General features: G+C 63.1%; 18 protein-coding genes. 7 read left to right on the top strand and 11 right to left on the bottom strand.

Going from position 1 to position 19,515, the window contains the following annotated elements:
* Positions 1 to 28 precede the first annotated feature (28 nt).
* Positions 29 to 271, top strand: coding sequence for a type II toxin-antitoxin system CcdA family antitoxin (locus NKI06_RS24440; RefSeq protein WP_031215587.1), 243 nt, complete (start codon positions 29 to 31; stop codon positions 269 to 271).
* Positions 271 to 570: a CcdB family protein gene (locus NKI06_RS24435; protein WP_023673676.1), complete on the top strand. Its 300-nt coding sequence runs from the start codon at positions 271 to 273 to the stop codon at positions 568 to 570. Before NKI06_RS24440 ends, NKI06_RS24435 begins: the two co-directional genes overlap by 1 nt.
* A 26-nt stretch (positions 571 to 596) precedes the next feature.
* On the opposite strand, the gene NKI06_RS24430 is transcribed toward NKI06_RS24435, so the two are convergent.
* Complete coding sequence (locus NKI06_RS24430; protein WP_352987469.1) at positions 597 to 2,255, bottom strand: hypothetical protein; 1,659 nt, start codon at positions 2,253 to 2,255, stop codon at positions 597 to 599.
* A gap of 76 nt (positions 2,256 to 2,331) precedes the next feature.
* Positions 2,332 to 3,630 (bottom strand): adenylosuccinate synthase, encoded by a 1,299-nt coding sequence (locus NKI06_RS24425; RefSeq protein WP_023684197.1) that lies wholly within the window; start codon positions 3,628 to 3,630, stop codon positions 2,332 to 2,334.
* A 208-nt stretch (positions 3,631 to 3,838) separates the two neighbouring features.
* Between NKI06_RS24425 and NKI06_RS24420 the strand changes: the two genes are divergently transcribed.
* Together NKI06_RS24420 and NKI06_RS24415 are read left to right on the top strand one after the other, a co-directional pair.
* Positions 3,839 to 4,744 (top strand): DMT family transporter, encoded by a 906-nt coding sequence (locus tag NKI06_RS24420; RefSeq protein WP_352987467.1) that lies wholly within the window; start codon positions 3,839 to 3,841, stop codon positions 4,742 to 4,744.
* Between the two features lie 105 nt (positions 4,745 to 4,849).
* The gene (locus tag NKI06_RS24415) at positions 4,850 to 5,314 is read left to right on the top strand and encodes a DUF2231 domain-containing protein (RefSeq protein ID WP_352987480.1); all 465 of its coding nucleotides are present in this window, start codon (positions 4,850 to 4,852) and stop codon (positions 5,312 to 5,314) included.
* Positions 5,315 to 5,378: 64 nt separating this feature from the next.
* On the opposite strand, the gene serA is transcribed toward NKI06_RS24415, so the two are convergent.
* The 5 genes from serA to glmM form a co-directional block, all read right to left on the bottom strand.
* Entirely contained in the window at positions 5,379 to 6,980 is a 1,602-nt protein-coding gene (serA, locus tag NKI06_RS24410; protein ID WP_023688974.1) for a phosphoglycerate dehydrogenase, read from the bottom strand.
* 58 nt (positions 6,981 to 7,038) lie between these two features.
* A complete protein-coding gene (locus NKI06_RS24405) occupies positions 7,039 to 8,214 on the bottom strand; it encodes a phosphoserine transaminase (protein WP_023742248.1) in 1,176 nt (391 codons plus the stop codon).
* A gap of 201 nt (positions 8,215 to 8,415) precedes the next feature.
* On the bottom strand, positions 8,416 to 9,186 hold the full coding sequence (locus NKI06_RS24400; RefSeq protein ID WP_023684192.1) for an outer membrane protein: 771 nt from the start codon (positions 9,184 to 9,186) through the stop codon (positions 8,416 to 8,418).
* A gap of 229 nt (positions 9,187 to 9,415) precedes the next feature.
* Entirely contained in the window at positions 9,416 to 10,261 is an 846-nt protein-coding gene (locus NKI06_RS24395) for an outer membrane protein (protein ID WP_352987466.1), read from the bottom strand.
* 251 nt (positions 10,262 to 10,512) lie between these two features.
* Positions 10,513 to 11,865 (bottom strand): phosphoglucosamine mutase, encoded by a 1,353-nt coding sequence (gene glmM, locus NKI06_RS24390; RefSeq protein WP_023728611.1) that lies wholly within the window; start codon positions 11,863 to 11,865, stop codon positions 10,513 to 10,515.
* Positions 11,866 to 12,208: 343 nt separating this feature from the next.
* Between glmM and NKI06_RS24385 the strand changes: the two genes are divergently transcribed.
* Positions 12,209 to 13,210 carry a hypothetical protein gene (locus NKI06_RS24385; protein WP_352987465.1) on the top strand — a complete coding sequence of 334 codons (1,002 nt, stop codon included), beginning with the start codon at positions 12,209 to 12,211 and terminating at the stop codon, positions 13,208 to 13,210.
* 241 nt (positions 13,211 to 13,451) lie between these two features.
* Positions 13,452 to 13,904: a hypothetical protein gene (locus tag NKI06_RS24380; protein ID WP_023834647.1), complete on the top strand. Its 453-nt coding sequence runs from the start codon at positions 13,452 to 13,454 to the stop codon at positions 13,902 to 13,904.
* A gap of 73 nt (positions 13,905 to 13,977) precedes the next feature.
* Here the strand turns inward: NKI06_RS24380 and NKI06_RS24375 are convergent, their stop codons facing one another.
* Together NKI06_RS24375 and NKI06_RS24370 are read right to left on the bottom strand one after the other, a co-directional pair.
* Positions 13,978 to 14,853, bottom strand: a complete 876-nt coding sequence (locus tag NKI06_RS24375) for an NAD(P)-dependent oxidoreductase (RefSeq protein WP_352987464.1) — start codon at positions 14,851 to 14,853, stop codon at positions 13,978 to 13,980.
* A gap of 27 nt (positions 14,854 to 14,880) precedes the next feature.
* Complete coding sequence (locus tag NKI06_RS24370; RefSeq protein ID WP_023742245.1) at positions 14,881 to 15,645, bottom strand: SDR family oxidoreductase; 765 nt, start codon at positions 15,643 to 15,645, stop codon at positions 14,881 to 14,883.
* Between the two features lie 215 nt (positions 15,646 to 15,860).
* Between NKI06_RS24370 and NKI06_RS24365 the strand changes: the two genes are divergently transcribed.
* Positions 15,861 to 16,199, top strand: coding sequence for a winged helix-turn-helix transcriptional regulator (locus NKI06_RS24365; RefSeq protein ID WP_348626559.1), 339 nt, complete (start codon positions 15,861 to 15,863; stop codon positions 16,197 to 16,199).
* 67 nt (positions 16,200 to 16,266) lie between these two features.
* Here NKI06_RS24365 and ftsH read toward each other — a convergent pair whose 3' ends face one another.
* Positions 16,267 to 18,192, bottom strand: coding sequence for an ATP-dependent zinc metalloprotease FtsH (gene ftsH / locus NKI06_RS24360; RefSeq protein ID WP_023673598.1), 1,926 nt, complete (start codon positions 18,190 to 18,192; stop codon positions 16,267 to 16,269).
* Positions 18,193 to 18,295: 103 nt separating this feature from the next.
* Positions 18,296 to 19,515: tRNA lysidine(34) synthetase TilS (tilS, locus tag NKI06_RS24355; RefSeq protein WP_352987463.1), on the bottom strand; the 1,220-nt coding region annotated here is incomplete at its 5' end.

Genomic DNA, 19,515 nt, shown 5'->3' with positions numbered 1-19,515 from the left:
TATTGTGCGCATGAAAGGAGGCATCTCCGTGCTTCAATCGACGCCAAAAACTCAGCGGACCTCTGTCAACACGTCCATTGACTCTCAGTTGATCAAGGACGCCAAAGCGTTGGGCATCAACATCTCCCGCGCTGCCGAAGCAGGGATCGCGAAAGCGATTGCGGCGGAGAAAACGCGTCGATGGCAAGAAGAAAACTGGGAAGCCATCGAAAGCTCCAACGAATATGTCCGAAAGAACGGACTGCCATTGGCTAAACACCGGCCGTTCTGATGGCGCGTTACGATTTCTATCGGAGTACCGAGAGCGACGGTTATCTTCTCGACGTGCAGTCAGATATGCTTGAAGGGCTGAGCACGAGGGTGGTCGTTCCTTTGATGCCGCCCGAGATTGCCCCGCTTCCTGGCCGCCGCCTGAACCCGACCTTCGCTATAAACGGCAAAGATCTTGTGATGGTCACACAGTTTGTGTCGGCCTTCAGCGCGTCCGAATTGCGGATGCCAGAGGGAAACCTTTCTAGACATCACGACGACATCGTCGCCGCGCTCGACATGCTGTTCCAGGGCTTCTGAGCGAAGGCAGCCGCTACTGCCGCCCGTCAACCTGCCGTCTTGGCCTGCCAGGCCTTCAGCGCCTCGTCGAACACCTTCTCGCCCGGAATGCCCTTTTCCATTGTCAGCAGCGCCCGGCGTCCGGTCTTGTAGACCACCGGCACGTCGATCCAGTCCTGGCCCCGAAGCAAGGTCATATTGGCGTCCTCGTCGGCCTTGGTGTCGTTGAGCGCCACCAGGAAGAAGCCGTCGGCGATCTTGGCCGGAATCCCGATCAGCGGGCTGCCGGCATCCTGTTCCGAACTCTTCATGGCGACGCGCAGGATGTTGTCGACGCCACCGCCGTCAAAGCCCTCGGGCGTCAGGAAGATCATCTCGATGATGTGGCTGGCCGGCAGCGTCTGGTCGGTATTGCGCCGGATGGTCATGCGCAGCTGGATGTCCTTGCCGGGAATGGTCGCCTCGGCGCGGATCGCCGGCTCGGGCGGCAGGTCGCCGCCGGGCGATTCCTGCACCAGCGACCAGACGATGCTGCCGGGTTCGGCCGAACCTTGCGCGGTCGAGGTGCGTTCCTCGTAGAAGATCGCCTTCTGGCCGACCGCAACGGTCGGCGCGGGAGCGGCGGCCGCCGGCGCAGCGGGCGGCGTGCCGGCCGCGGGCGGCGTGGTGGCGGCATCAGCCGGTGCTGCCCCGTTGGCCGGCGGAGCGACGCCATCGGCGGGCGGCGTTGCCGTTGGCGTGGCGGAAGCGTCGGGCGCCGGCGTGGCGGGCGCGCCCGTGGCTGCGGCGTCGCCCGCCGGCGGGGGCGCCGGCGCGGGAGCCGCACGTGGCGCGGGAGGCGGGGGTGGCGGTGTGGTCAGCGCGGCGACGGACTCGCCCTCGCCGATGCCGCTTTGACCGGCCGCGGGACCGGGGTCGGTTTCACCGCCTTCGGGCGACAGGCGCTGGGTGAACTTCGTTCCCTCGCCGGCAGCGGCCGGTGCCGGTGCATCGGCCGCGGGCTTGGCCGGCGCCGGCTTTACCAGCGGTTCGGTCGAGACCGTCTTGGTGTCGCCGCCGAGGCCCAGCATCGAGCCAAAGGCATCCTTGTTCAGCCAGATGCCATAGCCGCCGCCGGCGACCACCAGAAGCGCGACGACAGCCGCGATCAACCCGCCATAGCTGCGCCTGCGCTCGGCTGGGCGCAGGCGCTGGAACGTGTCCGCGCCCGGCTGCTCGTCATTGGCGAACACATCGGCACTGTCGTCGTCGGCGTCCAGCTCCACGGCTTGCTTGTCGATGGTTTCTGCACGCGCCGCAGGCGACGGCGGTGTCGGCGCGGGCCTCTGCCAGCTCGGCTCTGTCCTGGCGGTCGGCGCCGGCTGCACGGGTTTCGCCGGCTGCCAGGCCGGCGCAGGCGTGGCGGAAGGCTTTACATGACTGGACTGGTTCTTGTTGCGGTCTATGGAGGAGAAGATGTGCTCCAGCTCCGCCAGCGGATCGGATGCCGGCACCGCCCTGGCATAGTCGCGCTCGACGCTCGAGATGGCATCTTCCAGGGATCGCTTCTGCGTGCTTATGGCTTCGGCGGCCAGCGGCGGCGAATACTCCGCAAGCTTCTTTGCCAGCATGGTACGAACGCTTTCATAGATCCGCGTACGCTTTTCGGGCGTTTCGTCGCCGTGCTTGTCGAGCGCCTTTTTCAGAATAGCAACGAAATCTGCCATGCTTCAGTCGACCTGTATTTTGTTTCCGCGCCGGCCCCCGCAAATCGGCCGCGATGCCCGGAAAGGCTTCAGAAAACTAGTCTTGAAACGGATCGGTCACAAGTATCGTGTCGTCCCGTTCCGGGCTGGTGGAAAGGAGCGCGACGGGTGCCCCGATCAGCTCCTCGATGTAACGGACATATTTGACGGCCTGCGCCGGAAGGTCGTTCCAGCTGCGCGCGCCGGCTGTGGTGCCTTTCCAGCCTTCGAGCGTCTCGTAGACCGGCTCGACACGCGCCTGCGCGCCCTGGCTGGCCGGCAGATAGTCGATCGTTTCGCCGTCGAGACGGTAGCCGGTGCAGACCTTGATCTCATCCAGCCCGTCGAGCACGTCGAGTTTGGTCAGGGCGATGCCCTTGATACCGTTGACGGCGACGGCCTGGCGCACCAGCACGGCGTCGAACCAGCCGCAACGGCGTTTGCGCCCGGTGACGACGCCGAATTCGTGGCCACGCGTACCGAGAAATTCGCCGATCTCGTTCTTCTGCTCGGTCGGGAACGGGCCTTCGCCGACACGCGTCGTATAGGCCTTGGTGATGCCCAGGACATAGCCGATGGCGCCGGGGCCCACCCCCGAGCCGGCGGCTGCCTGGCCGGCAACGGTGTTGGACGAGGTGACGAACGGATAGGTGCCGTGGTCGATGTCGAGCAGCGTGCCTTGCGCGCCCTCGAACAGGATGCGTTCGCCGGCGCGGCGCTTGTCGTCGAGGATTTTCCAGACGCGGTCCATATAGGGCAGGATCTCATCGGCGACCGAGGTCAGCTCGGTCATGATCGCCTCATGCGTGACTTCGCCATGGCCAAGCCCGCGACGCAGCGCATTGTGATGCGTCAGCAGCCTGTCGACCTTGAGGGGCAGCGTTTCCAAATCCGCCAGATCCATCACCCGAACCGCGCGCCGGCCCACCTTGTCTTCATAGGCTGGGCCGATGCCACGACGCGTCGTGCCAATTTTCGTCCCGGAATTGGAGGCGGCGTCCTCGCGGAATCCGTCCAGCTCCCGGTGCAGCGACAGGATAAGCGCGGTGTTTTCGGCTATTTTCAGGCGGTCCGGCGTGACCTCGACGCCTTGCGCCTTGAGTTTTGCCACTTCGGCGACAAAGGCGTGCGGGTCGAAGACGACGCCATTGCCGATGATCGACAGCTTGCCTTGCCGCACCACGCCCGACGGCAGCAGCGACAGTTTGTAGACCTTGCCATCGACGACCAGCGTATGGCCGGCATTGTGGCCGCCCTGGAAGCGCACGACCACGTCGGCGCGCTCCGACAACCAGTCGACGATCTTGCCCTTGCCTTCGTCGCCCCATTGCGAGCCGACGACCACCACATTGGCCATGTTTCTTTTCCCTTGAGATGCCGCCCTGGCGGCCTGGATATGGTTCGAAACGACAGGCCTCTATAGCGTCAAGACCTCGCAAGCGCGACCTTTCTTTGCCGTCGAAAATGCCCTGAGGCACAACAATTTTCGGCTTTGACATCATTTACTTGCGTCGGCGGGGGCAATAGGCCGGCAAACACAACTTCCCAGGCGGCCGGAATCCCGCATGCATCGACGCGCCTACCTGTTCCTGCTGCTGACCACCTTGCTGTGGGGCGGCAATTCCGTCGCCGGCAAGCTGGCGGTCGGTCACGTCTCGCCGATGACGCTGGTCTTCCTGCGCTGGGTGCTGGCCGTCGCGATCCTGCTGCCGATCGGCTGGCGCACGATCAGGGAGGACTGGCCGGTGGTGCGCAAACACTGGTTCATCCTGGCTGCACTTGGCGCCAGCGGCTTCACTCTGTTCAACACCATTTTCTACACCGCGCTCAACTACACGACGGCGATCAATGTCTCGATCGAACAGGCGGCGATGCCGGTCTTGATCATCATTGCCAATTTCTTCTTCTTCCGCCTGCGCGTGAGCTGGGCTCAGATTGCGGGCGTGGTGCTGACCATCTTCGGTGTCATCTTGACTGCCTGCCACGGCGATCCGCGCCGGCTGCTCACATTGGAACTCAATTTCGGCGACGCCATCATGCTGGTCGCGGTCGTCCTCTACAGCGGTTATTCGGTCGGGCTGCGGCTGAAGCCGGTCATGCGCTGGCAGAGCCTGATGTTGTCCCTGGCGATCGCTGCCCTCATCACCTCGCTGCCGTTCTTCCTGTGGGAGGTCGCCGCCGGCAAGGTTATCGTCCCCGATATCAGCGGCTGGGTGGTCATCGTCTATACCGCGATCGGCGCTTCGGTCATTTCGCAGATCACTTACATCCGGGGCAACGAACTGATCGGCGCCAACCGTGCCGGGCTGTTCATCAATCTGGTGCCGATCTTCGGCACGCTGCTGTCAGTGCTGATCGTCGGCGAGACATTCCAGCTCTACCAGGCGCTGGCGCTCGTCCTGGTGCTGGGCGGCATTTCGCTCGCCGAATACAGCGGGCGCAAGATGGCGGCACCGAACCGCCGCGGATAACATTTGGCTGCTGCCGCGCTGCGCCGCCGTCGCGATAACTGCTGCCGCGCGCCGACCTGGAACATTTTACCTCTGGCGGAGTTTGCTTGCGTGGGAGGCAACAAGATGAGCCATAACCCTCGCAGCACAGCAAGCATTGCCGGTCACCCCATTCATCCAATGCTGATTCCGTTTCCGATCGCCTTCTTTGTCGGCACCTTCGTTTGCGATCTGATTTTCTGGCAAACAGCCGATCCCGGGTGGGTCACCGGATCGCTTTGGCTTCTCGGCGCCGGCCTGATCATGGGCGCCTTGGCCGCTCTTACCGGCCTGACGGATGTTCTCGGCGATGTTCAGATCCGCAATCTCACGACGGCATGGCTCCATGCCGGCGGCAACGTGCTCGTCGTGCTGATCGAGCTTTATAACTGGTACTCGCGTTATGCCGGTGGAGCGGCGGCTGTGATCCCGACCGGCTTTATGTTATCGCTGATCGTGGTTCTGATCCTGCTGTTTACAGGGTGGAAGGGCTGGGAACTGGTCTATCGGCATCGCGTGGGCGTCTCCGACGGCTCAGACGAATTGACCTGAACCGGCCTCTGCGACGGCCGCCCCAATGATGGGGGGAGGACCGCCGCATCCGCCACGCCGTCAACTACATTGCGTTGACGTCGAACTGCAGCCGCTTGGCCGAGTCGATGGACTTGTGCGCCTTGACCTGTTCCAGCACTTTCTCCGGGAACGGCGCGTCGAGATAGAGCAGCGCGATCGCGTCGCCGCCCGGCCGGTTGCGGCCGAGCTGGAAGTTGGCGATGTTGACGCCGTTCTCGCCGCACACCGTGCCGAGCAGGCCGATAATGCCGGGCGCATCGGCATTGGTTGTGTAGAGCATGTGCTGGCCGACCTCGGCGTCGAGATTGATGCCCTTGATCTGGATGAAGCGCGGCTTGCCGTCGGAGAAGCAGGTGCCGGCGATCGAGCGCGTCATGTGCTCGGTCTTCACCGTCAGCTTGATGTAGCCGTCGAACACGCCCGACTTGTCGCGCTTGACCTCGGCGACGATGATGCCGCGCTCCTTCACCATGATGGGCGCCGACACCATATTGACGTCGGCGACCTGCGGCCGGATCAGTCCGGCAAGCGCGGCACTGATCAGGGCACGCGTGTTCATCGTCGCGGTCGAGCCGTCGAACAGGATCTCGACCTCGTTGATCGGGTCCTCGGTGACCTGGCCGACAAAGGCGCCGAGCACTTCGGCGAGCTTGACGAACGGCTTCAGCCGCGGTGCTTCCTCGGCCGTGATCGAGGGCATGTTGATGGCATTCGAAACCGCACCCTTGATCAGATAGTCGGCCATCTGCTCGGCTACTTGCAGCGCAACGTTTTCCTGCGCTTCCGCTGTCGAGGCGCCGAGATGCGGCGTTGCCACCACATTCTCCATGCCGAACAGCGCGTTGTTTTCCGCCGGTTCGACCTCGAACACATCGACGCCGGCGCCCGCCACCTTGCCGCTCTTCAGCGCCGCGACTAGGTCGGCTTCGACGATGAGCCCGCCACGCGCGCAATTGATGATGCGCACGCCGTTCTTCATTTTGGCGATCGCCGCCGCGTCGATGATGTTGCGCGTCTTGTCGGTCAGCGGCGTGTGCAGCGTGATGAAATCGGCGCGGGCGAAAAGCTCGTCCAGCTCGACCTTGTCGACGCCGAGTTCCTCGGCGCGCTTGTCCGACAGGAACGGATCGAAGGCAACGACATGCATCTTCAGGCCGACGCCGCGCGTGGCAACGATCGAGCCGATATTGCCGCAGCCGATGACACCCAGCGTCTTGCCGGTGATCTCGACGCCCATGAAGCGGTTCTTTTCCCATTTGCCGGCATGGGTCGAGGCATTGGCCTCCGGGATCTGCCGGGCGAGTGCAAAGATCATGGCCACCGCATGTTCGGCCGTGGTGATCGAATTGCCGAAGGGCGTGTTCATCACGATGATGCCCTTGCGGCTCGCCGCGGGGATGTCGACATTGTCGACACCGATGCCGGCGCGGCCGACGACCTTGAGTCTTGTCGCTGCGTTGATCAGTTTTTCCGTGACCTTGGTCGCCGAGCGGATGGCAAGACCATCATACTGGTCGATGACTTCGAGCAGCTTTTCCTTGTCCTTGCCGAGATCGGGCAAATAGTCGACCTCGATGCCGCGGTCCTTGAATATCTGGACGGCGGTGGTGGAGAGTTTGTCAGAGACGAGAACGCGGGGCGCCATGGCGGCCTCCTTGAACTGGATTGTCGGGAAAGGGCGGCCCGCAGGCCACCACGAAATCTCAGGCTGCGGCCTTCAGCGAAGCCTTCTGCGTGGCGAAGGCCCAGTCGAGCCAAGGCAGCAGCGCCTCGAGATCGGATGTCTCGACGGTGGCGCCGCACCAGATGCGCAGGCCGGAAGGTGCATCGCGATAGGATCCGATGTCGTACGCGACGCCTTCCTTGTCGAGCACAGAGACGATCGCCTTGGCGAAAGCCGCCTGCCCGTCGGCGTCGAGCGCCGCGACATCGGCGTCGGTGAAGGACAGACATACGGACGTGTTGGACCGTGTCGCCGCATCGACCGCGAGATGGCCGAGCCAGGACGATTTGTCGACAAAGCCATCGAGCACGGCGGCATTGGCATCGGCTCTGGCAATCAACGCATCGAGACCGCCGATCGACTTCGCCCAATGAAGCGCATCGAGATAGTCCTCGACGCACAGCATCGACGGCGTGTTGATGGTCTCGCCCTTGAAGACGCCTTCGATCAGCTTGCCGCCCGAGGTCAGGCGGAAGATTTTCGGCAGCGGCCACGCCGGCTTGTAGGTTTCCAGTCGCTCGACGGCGCGAGGCGACAGGATCAGCATGCCGTGTGCGCCCTCGCCGCCCAGCACTTTCTGCCAGGAGAAGGTGACGACATCGAGCTTCTGGAAATCGAGCCTCTGCGCGAATGCGGCCGAGGTCGCGTCGCAGATGGTCAGGCCTTTGCGGTCGGCTGGAATGAAATCGCCATTCGGCACGCGCACGCCTGAGGTCGTGCCGTTCCAGGTGAAGACCGCATCGCGGTCGAAATCGATCTTGGTGAGATCCGGCAGCTCGCCATAGCCTGTCTCGATCTTTCTGATATCGACTAGCTTCAGCTGCTTGACCACATCGGTCACCCAGCCGGAGCCAAAGCTTTCCCATGCCACCATGTCGACACCGCGTTCACCGAGCAGCGACCACAGCGCCATCTCGACAGCACCCGTGTCCGACGCCGGCACGATGCCGATGCGGTAATCGGCCGGAACCTGGAGAATCTCGCGCGTCAGCTCGATCGCCTGTTCGAGCTTGGTCTTGCCGATCTTGGCGCGGTGGGAACGGCCGAGCGCAGCATTCTTCAGTGCCTCGACCGACCAGCCGGGGCGTTTTGCGCAGGGACCTGAGGAGAAATTGGGGTTTGCCGGACGGAGTCCGGGCTTCGTATGCGTCGTCATCGTGGTCTATCCTTCCAGATAGTGGCCCCTCGTTGGGGAGGGGTGGCCCACGGACGGCGATATGCGTTCAGCCCTCAGGCGTCAAGAGGAAAGTTTTTGTCGCTGGCGGGATACCGGCGATACGGGATCAGCATGTCGTGGGCTAAAACGCAAACAGCGGATCGAAGAGATCCGCCGTTGGGCTTCCGAACAGCAAGCTTCCTACCAGAGGTCGTAGCGCAGGCCGAGCTTGACCTGATGATTGCTGATGCCCTTGCGGATCGGATAGGAGGTCAGGCTCTCGGCCGTGACATATTCGGCATCCGGCGCGGAGAAGTACTGGTAGCCGAGATCTACAGAAACATTCTTGGTCACCTGATAGGCCAGGCCCGCATCCAGCGTGTAGGCGAGGGAATACTGGGTCTTGTTGTCGTTCCGGACGAAATCATCCGTAGGGTCGACATTGTCGGTGAAGTAACTCGCCGACAGCTTGTATTTGCTCCGGACCAGCCCAATGCCGGCGCCGAGGTAGGGCGTGATCCCGACATAAGTGCCGAGATCGACATAGCCATTGACCATGCCCGACAGGGAATAATTCTGCAGCGATGCCGACGCGATGGTCGCACCACCCGGCGGCGGCGTCGCCGAATCGTCAAAGCCGACGCCGATCTTGTTGCCGGGCAGATAGCCAAGATTGACGTCGCCGCGCAGATAGTCGTTGAAGTGGTAGCCGAAGCCGATGCTGGCAAAGGCCGGATCCTGCTTCTCGCTGAAGCTCGCGGGGGCGAAGGTGAAATCCTGATCCTCGTAGCTCTTCTGCGCCAGATAAGAGACGTCGCCGCGCAGATACCAGCCCGAGCCGACCTCGACCGGTTGATAGTCCGGCGCCTGATCGACATAGATCGGCGGATCGTAGTCCGCGGCCTGCGCCGGCGTCAGCGGCACAAGGACGAGTGCGGCGAGCGCCGGCGCTGTCAGCGATTTGAAATTCATGGGTCCCCGGCTCCTGAAATTGGCGCCCGTCCTTAATCGCGGGCGCCGTTTCAGCAAGCATTGTTAACCATAGTGGTTAAGTCAGGGTTAAGGATAACGGAGCGTTACCGAATTGATTTCGCCGGGCTTTTTCCTGGCGGTCAACGCCGTCTGGAAGGTCTCTTTGAGACCACAAACGAAACCGCCCGGCAAAAGCCGGGCGGTTCGCGAACTGGAAGTTTCGAAGCGTTTACTTGGTGTAGATCGGCTCGGGCTCGGGCTCGTAAGGCTCCGGCGGCGGGGCGCAGTCCGACCGGCCGAACTGGTAGCGCAGGCCGCCGCGCACTTCGTGCACATTGATGCCGCGATCGAAGCCCGGACCAGCGCCGGTGGTGCCGCCCAGTCCAGAAGCGTATTCGAACATGCGGCCGCCATTGATGTGGCTGTAGCGATAGCCGACATCGAGCTTGACGCGGTCGGTCAGGCAGTAGGAGGCGCCGGCCATGAGGGCGTAGGCGAAACGCCAGCCTTTGCCGCCGCGGTGCTCGAACGAACCGTCCCTGTCGGTGTTGTGCAGCGTATCCCACTTCAGCCATGCACCGCCGATGCCGGCGCCGACATAGGGCGTCACGCCGTGCCAAGTACCGATATCGACATAGGCATTGGCGAGGAGCAACAATGCCGAATAGGAGGAAGTGTCGACGGAAGTACAAGGAAGCAGATCGCCGCAGGTTCCGCTGGTTGAGCCGCGGAATTTGGACTTGCTCATCCAGTCGAGTGTGAGATCGGTACGGAAATGCTGGTTGATCTGGTAACCGACACCGGCGCCGGCCGAAAATGCGCTTTTGAGCTTGCCGGTGTCGAAGTCGTTCGTGCCGGGTCCGTAGGTAATATAGTCACCACCGCGGAACTTCGACCAGTGATAGTCGATATCGCCGCGGATGTACCAGCCGCCGAAATCGGCCGGCTGCTCATAGGCGATCGGCGCCGGCGCCTCTTCGACCACTGGCGGCTCCGCCAGATCGGCGGCGAATACTGGCCCGGCCACGCCTGCGAACAGCGCGGCAAGGAAAGCCATTTTTGCTGTATTGAACATGTTTGTCACCCCTGAGAACCCGTCGGAACTTTGAATCCGCTCGAATGTGTTTGACCTCAGTTGTGGATAATGAATTGCAAAAGTTAAAAGGCGTTTAACCCTGTCGATTAACCACGAATTCTCGACATTTTAGCAAACGGCCTCCGCCGGCATGACGCTGGGACCAACCCTGGCCGAAACAAAAAGCCCGCCTGCAGGCGGGCTTGAAGTCTTGAGCCGGCAGTCCGCCCCTGCCGTTGTAGGCAGCGCAATCAGGCGGCGCTGCGCGTTTCCGAAATGATGTCGACGATGTCGTTGACCACGGCCTCGACCAGCTGTGGGTCGTCGCCCTCGGCCATGACGCGGATCAGCGGCTCGGTGCCGGAGGGCCGGATGACCAGGCGGCCGGCCTTGCCGAGACGGTTGCGCGCGTCTTCGATCGCCGCCTTGACCGTGGCTTCCTCAAGCGGCTTGCCGCCGGCGATGCGGACATTCTTCAGCAGCTGCGGTACCGGCTCGAATTTCTTCGACAGTTCGCTGACCGGCCGGTTCTGCCGCTTGATGCAGGCCAGCACCTGCAGCGCCGAGACCAGCCCGTCGCCAGTGGTCGAGAAATCGGACAGCACGATGTGGCCCGACTGCTCGCCGCCGACATTCAACCCATGCGCGCGCATATGCTCAACGACATAGCGGTCGCCGACCTTGGTGCGATGCAGCTGCAGCTTCATGTCGCCAAGGAAGCGTTCGAGGCCGAGATTGGACATCACCGTCGAGACGACGCCGCCGCCGGCCAATCGCCCGCTCTGGTGCCAGGACTCGGCGATCAGCGCCATGATCTGGTCACCGTCGACGATGGCGCCGTTCTCGTCGACGATGACGACACGGTCGGCATCGCCGTCGAGTGCGATGCCGATATCGGCGCGCACTTCATGCACCTTCTTCTGCAGGCCGGCCGGATGGGTCGAGCCGCATTCCTTGTTGATGTTGAAACCGTTCGGATCGACATTGATGGCAATGACCTCGGCGCCCAGTTCCCAAAGTGCGGCAGGCGCCACCTTGTAGGCTGCGCCATTGGCGCAATCCACGACGATCCTGAGACCCGACAGCGACATCGAGCGCGGCAGCGTGCGCTTGGCGAATTCGATGTAGCGGTCATGCACGCCGTCGACGCGCTTGGCGCGGCCGAGCCCGTCGGAATCGGCGAGCGCCAGTTCGATATCCTTGTCGAGCATGCTCTCGATGCGCTCCTCGATCTCGTCGGAGAGCTTGTAGCCATCGGGACCGAACAGCTTGATGCCGTTGTCGTAATAAGGGTTGTGCGAGGCCGAGATCATGACGCCGATATCGGCGCGCAGCGAGCGTACCAGCATGGCGACCGCCGGTGTCGGGATCGGGCCGAGCAGGAACACATCCATGCCGGCCGCGCACAGGCCGGACACCATGGCGTTTTCGATCATGTAGCCGGACAGCCTGGTGTCCTTGCCGAGCACGACGCGGTGGCGATGGCTGCCGCGCTGGAACGACAGGCCGGCGGCCATGCCGACCCGCATCGCAATCTCAGCCGTCATCGGAAACTTGTTGGCGCGCCCGCGAATGCCGTCGGTGCCAAAATAACGTCCTGCCATGCTTGCCAGAATCCCCGTCGGTTTTCAGCCGGCTCGTAATGCCACAATTGGTCCGAGCCCGACTATCACATTGTGTGATTGTATATTACCAATTCTTAGAAAATCATTGTAGCAGGCTGTTCGGAGCGTTGGCAGCGTATCATGACACGGTGTTGCCGCAATATAGCATTCACACTGGGCCACACTGCGCAGATTGGGCCGGTAAGCCGGACTGTTGGAGGGGCAGATCGCAAGGGTCCATCACCTTATCGGGAGAACGCCGTTTAGCATCTGGCGCAGCCTAGCGTTGAGAGCTATTGATTGACACAGGTACAACCTATGGGCGCAGCAACGGGAGAACGCCATGCTCATCCACCGACTTGCAACTTTGACGGGTCTTGCCGTCGCAACCTTGTTCATGGCGGCGCCCGCCAACGCGCTGACCATGGCCCAGTGTAGTACCAAGTATAATGCCGCCAAGGACGCCGGCACGCTGAACGGGCAGACCTGGAATCAGTATCGGAAGGCCGAGTGCGGCACCGACGCGGCGGCCACCACCGAGACCGCAAAGCCGGCGGCCAAGAAGGCCGCTGCGGCCAAGACGGACACGACCAAGGCCGCCGCTGCTGATGACGGCGCCAAGGGTCTGACGGCCAAGGAATGCAGCGCTAAGTACCAGGCTGCCAAGGCCGCCGGTACGCTCAATGGCGCAAAGTGGAACGACTTCCGCAAGACCGAATGCGCCGCCGGCGCATCCGCCTCGGCAGAACCGGCCAAGGCCACGACCAAGGCCGCAGCCACAACCGACGATGGCGCCAAGGGCCTGACGGCCAAGGAATGCAGCACCAAATACCAGGCGGCAAAGGCCGCCGGCACGCTGAACGGCGTGAAGTGGAACGACTTCCGCAAGACCGAATGCGCCGCCGGGGCCTCGGCCGCGGCAGCACCCGCCAAGGCAACCACCAAGGCAGCTGCCGACAGCAGCGGCAAGGGCCTGAGCATGGCCGATTGCAGCGCCAAGTACCAGGCTGCCAAGTCTGCCAATACTCTGGGCGGCAAGAAGTGGAACGACTTCCGCAAGGCCGAATGCGGCGCAGGCGCAGACGACGACGACACCGTGCCCGCTCCGAGCGAGTCGACCTATACCAGCGAGCCCGAGAAGCCCTCGGTCACCGCTCCCAAGGGCGTGAAGTTCCCGGCCGCGATCTCGAAGAAATACGCCGGCGAGACGCCGGCCAAGGGCCGCATGCACACCTGCCTCGAGCTCTACTACGCCAATAAGGACGCCAACACGCTGAATGGCCTGCGCTGGATCCAGAAGGGCGGCGGCTTCTACAGCCTCTGCAATGCCAAGCTGAAGAGCTGATCGCGTAGCCATATTCTCCAGACAGAGGCCCGCGCATCGCAGCATGCGCGGGCCTTTTTATTGCGCTCGAACACACCCGGCGTTGATCGACGTCTACATATCGCGGAAGCTGTCGGCATCATCTATTCGCCCACACTGCCCACCCCAGACATATCGGTGGTTCGCAAAGATTCCAATTGAACATATGCAGAACAAATGGTATACAAAAGGACATCGAACTTTTGTCAACCAGGAGGGTCTTATGTCCAGATTGAAATTGGCGGCATTGGCTGTGACGGCATGGATTGCGTGGAGCGTCACCCCTGCAAGCGCACTGACAATGAAGGAATGCGGCGAGGCTTATCGCACAGCCAAGGAAGGCGGCACTCTGAACGGCATGGATTGGACCGCTTTCCGCACCGAGAAGTGTGCGACGTCAGCTGCGGAGAGTGCCAGTACGGATGCGGTCAAAACCCAGCCGCAGCCGAAGAAGGAAACCAGCGCGGCGGTCGCCCCCGTTGTAGCGCCGACGGGCGTGACATTCCCGACCACCCTCGCCGCCGAATTCAAGACCGAGAAGCCCTCGAAGGCGCGTATGAAGACCTGCCTGCAGGGCTACCACGGCAACAAGGACGCGGGTACGTTGAACGGCCTTCGCTGGATCCAGAAGGGCGGCGGCTATTACAGCCTCTGCAACGCCAAGCTGAAGAGCTGATCGACCAGCAGCGTTTGAAGATCGAAGGCCCCCAACCGCAAGGTTGGCGGGCCTTCTCTTGGGTCTTGCCCCGTCAAGCGCCTTGTTTCGAGAGTTGGAGCAGTGCGACCAGTCTTGTAAGATCGGCATTGGCCTGGCCGGCAGCCACCCCGCGCTTCATCAGGCTTTGCATCGGCAAGACGAGTTCGGTGCTGACATCAGCCGACCTGCTGGGATCGATGAGATTGACGTAGGCATCAGCCTGCATGCCCAGGTTGGAAACGACATTGCTGGTGTGATCGCCACTGTCGATCTGTTCCGCCCATTTCGGCAGCAGGCCTTGCATCGACTGAAGCCAGGAGGCCAGCAGCGGCATGAACTCGCCGGCAGGGATTCCTGCTGCGCCCGTCAATGCCAACGCTTGCAGAACGCCCGCGAACATGCCGTACATGCCGGTCAGAAGCGAAATATCATAGAGCGGCGCGAGGCCTGGATCCTCACCGAGATATTTGCTGGTGCCGAGCGCTCCGAGCTGCCCCGAACAGGCATCGAACGCCTGGCGCGAACCGCTGTAGAGAATCAAGGCGTGCGGCCCGCCCACCATCGGCGGCACCGCCATGATGCCGCCGTCGATATAGCTGGCGCCCTGGCTCACCGCCCAGCCCGACATCGCCCGCGCCTGCTCGGGGGTGCCGTTGGTGAGATTGACCAATGTGCGGCCCGACAGCGCGGCTCGGCTTGGGCCGAGCACCTCACCAACGGTGTCATAGACAAGCAGGCACGCCACGATCAGTGGACTCGATCTGACGGCTTCCTCGACACTCTTGGCCACAATGGCGCCCGTGGCTGCCAAAGCCTCAGCCCTTGCCGGAGAACGGTTCCACACCGTCACCGCATGTCCCTGGTTCAGAAAGGCTTCGGCAAGCGCAGTGCCCATGGCGCCGAGACCGATTACTGTTATGTCGCTCATTCTGCTTCTCCTCGGTTGGTTGCGCGGTTACGCCGGTGTCGGGGTCAGGTCCTGGCCAAGGCCACCGTCCACGGTCAGCCGCGCGCCCGTGGTGAAGGTCGCGTCGAACGCCAGGAACAGCACTGCGCGCGCCACCTCCTCCATCGTGCCGTGGCGCTTCATCGGCGTGACCGCGTCGCCGATCGCCATGAAGGCGGCCCGCTCCTCGGCCGAGGCGTCGGCCACACCCATCGTCAGCGTATCGATGAAACCAGGGCTGACCACATTCACGCGGATCCGGCGCGGCAGAAGCTCGGCGGCCAGGACCTTGGCGAAGGCGCGCAGTGCCGCCTTCGATCCGGAATAGACGCTCATGCCGCCAGTGCCGGATTCGTCGGCGATCGACGAGGTGAAGACTATGGCGCCACCATCCCTGATGAGGGGCAGCAGGCGCTGCGCGGTGAAGAAAGCGCCTTTGGTGTTGATGTCGAAGGTGCGATCGTAACTGTCCTCGGTGACCCGCTCGACGGGTTCGAGATTGGCCACCCCGGCATTGACGTGAAGGAAGTCGATCTGGCCAAGCTTCTGCCCCACTTCGGCACCGAGCGTGACGATATCGGCCATGTCTGAGATATCGGACCGCACGACATGAGCTCGCGAAAGCAGCTTGGCTCGCGCGGCCTCGATGTTGCGCTGGTCGCGGCCGGTGACCAGGACCTCGGCGCCGCTTTCGATCAGGGCTTCGGCAACGGCGAGCCCCATGCCGTGCGTCCCGCCGATGACAACGGCCTTCTTGTTTGCGTATCGTGTCATGATCCATCCGTTTTTGACAAAATCCGGCCGCCGACGGCCTTTGCAGGTCGAAGCGAGGTACCGATATGATGTTGTGGTGTTCGCCGATGCCGGCGAGCTGGTTTGAAGCTATGGACCGGCTTGGTTTTTCTCAAGTACCGACAAAAATGTAAGCTACCCACCGATTGCTCAGAATTGGATGAAACATGGGAAAGAAACAGCCAGATAGTTGCGGATTGGGGCCGGCGCTGGAGGTCATCGGCGGCAAATGGAAGGCGCTACTGCTCTGGCAGATTCACAAGGCGCCGGCACGATTCGGTGAGCTGAAGCGGCTGGTGCCTGACATCAGCGAAAAGATGCTGATCCAACAGCTGCGCGAAATGGAGGCCGACGGCATCGTCCATCGCGAAATCTTTCCCGAGGTGCCGCCGAGGGTCGAATACTCGATTACCGAATTCGGCATCGAGCTGGACAATGCCCTGATCCCGCTGGCCAGATGGGGCAAGCAACATGCTGGCCGGACTGACGGTGTGCGCCCCGGCAAAGCAAATGCATCCGCCCCGCATGCTCTTTGATCAACCCTGAACAGCAAAACGCCGCGGATCGAAGCCGCGGCGTTTTCTTGGATCACATGATGTCAGCTCAGCTCGACGGCTGAGGCTCCATGCCGCCTTCGGGCTCGGGACCCTTCTTGCGGCGGCCGGACTTCGGCACAGCCGAGCCGCGGCTTGTGGGGGTATCATCCCCCAAATCTCGCGCGGGCTTCTGCCCGGCGATCAGCTGCTTGATCTCTTCGCCCGAAAGCGTCTCGTATTCGAGCAGGCCCTGCGCCAGAGCGATCCATTCCTTCTTCTTCTTGGTCAGAATGGATTTGGCCGTGACATAGGCCTCGTCGATCAGGCGGCGTACTTCGGCGTCGATGATCTGCGCAGTCTCTTCCGAGACGTTCTGCGTGCGCGCCACCGAATGGCCGAGGAAAACCTCTTCCTGGTTGTCGCCATAGGCGACGTGGCCGAGCTTGTCGGAGAAGCCCCAGCGCGTGACCATGGCGCGCGCCAGCTTTGTCGCCTGCTCGATGTCCGAGGACGCGCCGGAGGTGATGTTCTCCTTGCCGAACTTGAACTCCTCTGCGACGCGGCCGCCCATCATGATGGCAAGCCGCGAGATCATGTATTTGTAGCTCATCGAATAGCGGTCGCCTTCCGGCAGTTGCATGACCATGCCGAGCGCGCGACCGCGCGGGATGATGGTCGCCTTGTGCAGCGGATCGGCCGACGGCACGTTGAGCGCCAGGATGGCGTGGCCGGCCTCGTGATAGGCCGTGAGTTCCTTTTCGGCCTGGGTCATGGCCGACGAGCGGCGCTCGGCGCCCATCATGATCTTGTCCTTGGCGTCCTCGAACTCGGCCATGGTGACAAGGCGCTTGTTGCGGCGCGCCGCCATCAGAGCGGATTCATTGACAAGGTTCATCAGGTCGGCGCCCGAGAAGCCCGGCGTGCCGCGTGCGATTACCTTGAGGTCGACATTCGGTGCCAGCGGCACGTTGCGCACATGCACCTTGAGGATCTTCTCGCGGCCGACGATGTCGGGGTTCGGCACCACCACCTGGCGGTCGAAGCGACCCGGACGCAGCAACGCCGGATCGAGCACGTCGGGCCGGTTGGTGGCGGCGATCAGGATGATGCTCTCGTTGGACTCGAAGCCGTCCATCTCGACCAGCAGCTGGTTCAGCGTCTGCTCGCGCTCGTCATTGCCACCGCCGAGGCCGGCGCCGCGATGGCGGCCCACAGCGTCGATTTCGTCGATGAAGATGATGCAGGGAGCATTCTTCTTGGCCTGGTCGAACATGTCGCGGACACGGCTTGCGCCGACGCCGACGAACATCTCGACGAAGTCGGAACCCGAAATGGTAAAGAACGGCACATTGGCCTCGCCGGCGACCGAGCGCGCAAGCAGCGTCTTGCCGGTGCCAGGAGGGCCGACCAGAAGCACGCCGCGCGGGATCTTGCCGCCGAGGCGCTGGAACTTCTGCGGATCGCGCAGGAACTCGACGATCTCTTCCAGATCTTCCTTGGCCTCGTCGACGCCGGCGACATCCTGGAAGGTGACGCGGCCATGCGCCTCAGTGAGAAGCTTGGCCTTCGACTTGCCGAAACCCATGGCGCGGCCGGAGCCGGACTGCATCTGGCGCATGAAGAATATCCACACGCCAAGGATCAGGATCATCGGCAGGTAGGAGATCAGATAGCTGAACAGCGAGTTGGAACCGTCCGACTCAGGCCGCGCATTGATGGTGACGTTCTTGTCCTGCAGCCGCGAGACCAGCTGCGGATCGCCAGGCGAATAGGTCTGGAAGCCATTGGCGTTGTCGGCGTAGGTGCCCGTGATGCGGGCGCCGGCAATGACCACCGTCTTGACCCGGCCGGCCGCGACCTCTTGCAGGAACTGCGAATAGGGAACGTCGGTCGAGGCCCCGCGAGTCTGCGGCGTCTGGAACAGATTGAAGAGAGCAATGAGCAGGACCGCTATGATCGCCCAGAGCGCGAGATTGCGATAATTCGGATTCATCAATTGTCCCGTTGGTGCCCGCTGGGACACGCGTCATGAGAGGAAACTTGCGCCTAACATAGGGAGAGCGCCCCCCCTTGCCAAGCATAACAGCACGTCTGGGTTAAGCTTTCGCGCCATGATCAACCGGCACTGTGGCGGCCAAAGGGCAAGCCGGGACAGGCGGTGCGCCGATCAACTCGGCCACGGCCTGCGCCAACACCAGATCGAAGCACGGCAGAAAACGGGCAAAGGGCGCAACGGCGGGACTGACGGCGATTGCCGCCGCCGCCGCTACATCCCCTGCAAAACCAAGGCATTCGCCGCCGCGCCATAGCGCCGGTTCCGCAGCCAGGGCGGCGCGCACAAGGCTTGGCGGCGCGCCATCCCCGGCAATCGGCGTTCTGGCGGCGGCAGCGGCGCCAAGCGGCGCGATCAACCATGCACCCGGACTGTCGCCCAATGTGATCGCCCCGGCTTCGATGTCTGGCGTGATCCGCCGGCGACCGTCCCAAAGCAGAGTGCCAGCTATCGGCGCGGAACGCGGCAGGTCGCGCGATTCACGGCGCAGGAAGATGCCGTTTCGCCTGATATCGACGACCGCCCGCGACAATGTGGCGCAAAGCCGACCGGCCCGCATTTGCTCGAACAGCGCTTCGCCGCGCGCCTGGTCCGGCAACAAGGCGGTGCCGCCCGTCGCCGCCAGCAGGACACGCAGCGCATAGACCGAGGCTCGCGTGTCGTCAGCTTCGGCAAGACCGGGATCGAGACGGATGAGACCCCTCGCCGGCCGGCTGGCAAATTCACCGATCAGGGCGGCGGCGCGGCGACCGAGTTGTTCGCGCTCGCCGGCGGCCCGCCTGGCCAGGCCGATCGCTTCGGCAAAACGCTGCCCGCTCCGGTCTTCGCCGAGCACGGCGCGGATGCGCGGGCGTTCGAAATTCGTGTCGATGTTGGTCGGATCCTCGACCCAGCCGACATGTTCGCGCTGCAGGAAGGCGCGCAACGCCGCGCGCCGAGCGCCGAGCAGCGGCCGCGCGATCCAGATCCGCCAGTCATAGAGGGTGGCAGGCGCCATGCCGGCGAGACCTCGGCCTGCAAGCTCTCGCCCGTCATTCCGCGCGGCTCGCATCAGGACGGTCTCGGCCTGGTCGTCGGCGGTGTGGCCGGTTACGATCACACCAATGCCTTGCGCCTGCGCTGCCTCGGCCAGCAACCGGTAGCGCGCCTCGCGCGCCGCCGCGGGCAGGCCGGCCGACCGCGTGGCGCCGGGGCCGTTGCTCGGGAGGGGGGCGAAGCCGCGCGCGGCCCACAGCGTTGGCCCGGCGCGGGGGTCGGGGGCGG

This window comes from Mesorhizobium sp. M0772, assembly GCF_040320135.1.
In the GTDB taxonomy this organism is placed as follows: Bacteria; Pseudomonadota; Alphaproteobacteria; order Rhizobiales; family Rhizobiaceae; genus Mesorhizobium.
This window is presented reverse-complemented; position numbering and strand designations above follow the sequence as displayed.

Coding starts and splice junctions, on each gene's coding strand:
- NKI06_RS24385 (WP_352987465.1), top strand. CDS start 12,209: ATGCTCATCCACCGACTTGCAACTTTGACGGGTCTTGCCGTCGCAACC.
- serA (WP_023688974.1), bottom strand. CDS start 6,980: ATGGCGCCCCGCGTTCTCGTCTCTGACAAACTCTCCACCACCGCCGTC.
- ftsH (WP_023673598.1), bottom strand. CDS start 18,192: ATGAATCCGAATTATCGCAATCTCGCGCTCTGGGCGATCATAGCGGTC.
- NKI06_RS24435 (WP_023673676.1), top strand. CDS start 271: ATGGCGCGTTACGATTTCTATCGGAGTACCGAGAGCGACGGTTATCTT.
- NKI06_RS24380 (WP_023834647.1), top strand. CDS start 13,452: ATGTCCAGATTGAAATTGGCGGCATTGGCTGTGACGGCATGGATTGCG.
- NKI06_RS24370 (WP_023742245.1), bottom strand. CDS start 15,645: ATGACACGATACGCAAACAAGAAGGCCGTTGTCATCGGCGGGACGCAC.
- NKI06_RS24415 (WP_352987480.1), top strand. CDS start 4,850: ATGAGCCATAACCCTCGCAGCACAGCAAGCATTGCCGGTCACCCCATT.
- NKI06_RS24405 (WP_023742248.1), bottom strand. CDS start 8,214: ATGACGACGCATACGAAGCCCGGACTCCGTCCGGCAAACCCCAATTTC.
- glmM (WP_023728611.1), bottom strand. CDS start 11,865: ATGGCAGGACGTTATTTTGGCACCGACGGCATTCGCGGGCGCGCCAAC.
- NKI06_RS24375 (WP_352987464.1), bottom strand. CDS start 14,853: ATGAGCGACATAACAGTAATCGGTCTCGGCGCCATGGGCACTGCGCTT.
- NKI06_RS24420 (WP_352987467.1), top strand. CDS start 3,839: ATGCATCGACGCGCCTACCTGTTCCTGCTGCTGACCACCTTGCTGTGG.
- NKI06_RS24425 (WP_023684197.1), bottom strand. CDS start 3,630: ATGGCCAATGTGGTGGTCGTCGGCTCGCAATGGGGCGACGAAGGCAAG.
- NKI06_RS24430 (WP_352987469.1), bottom strand. CDS start 2,255: ATGGCAGATTTCGTTGCTATTCTGAAAAAGGCGCTCGACAAGCACGGC.
- NKI06_RS24400 (WP_023684192.1), bottom strand. CDS start 9,186: ATGAATTTCAAATCGCTGACAGCGCCGGCGCTCGCCGCACTCGTCCTT.
- NKI06_RS24395 (WP_352987466.1), bottom strand. CDS start 10,261: ATGTTCAATACAGCAAAAATGGCTTTCCTTGCCGCGCTGTTCGCAGGC.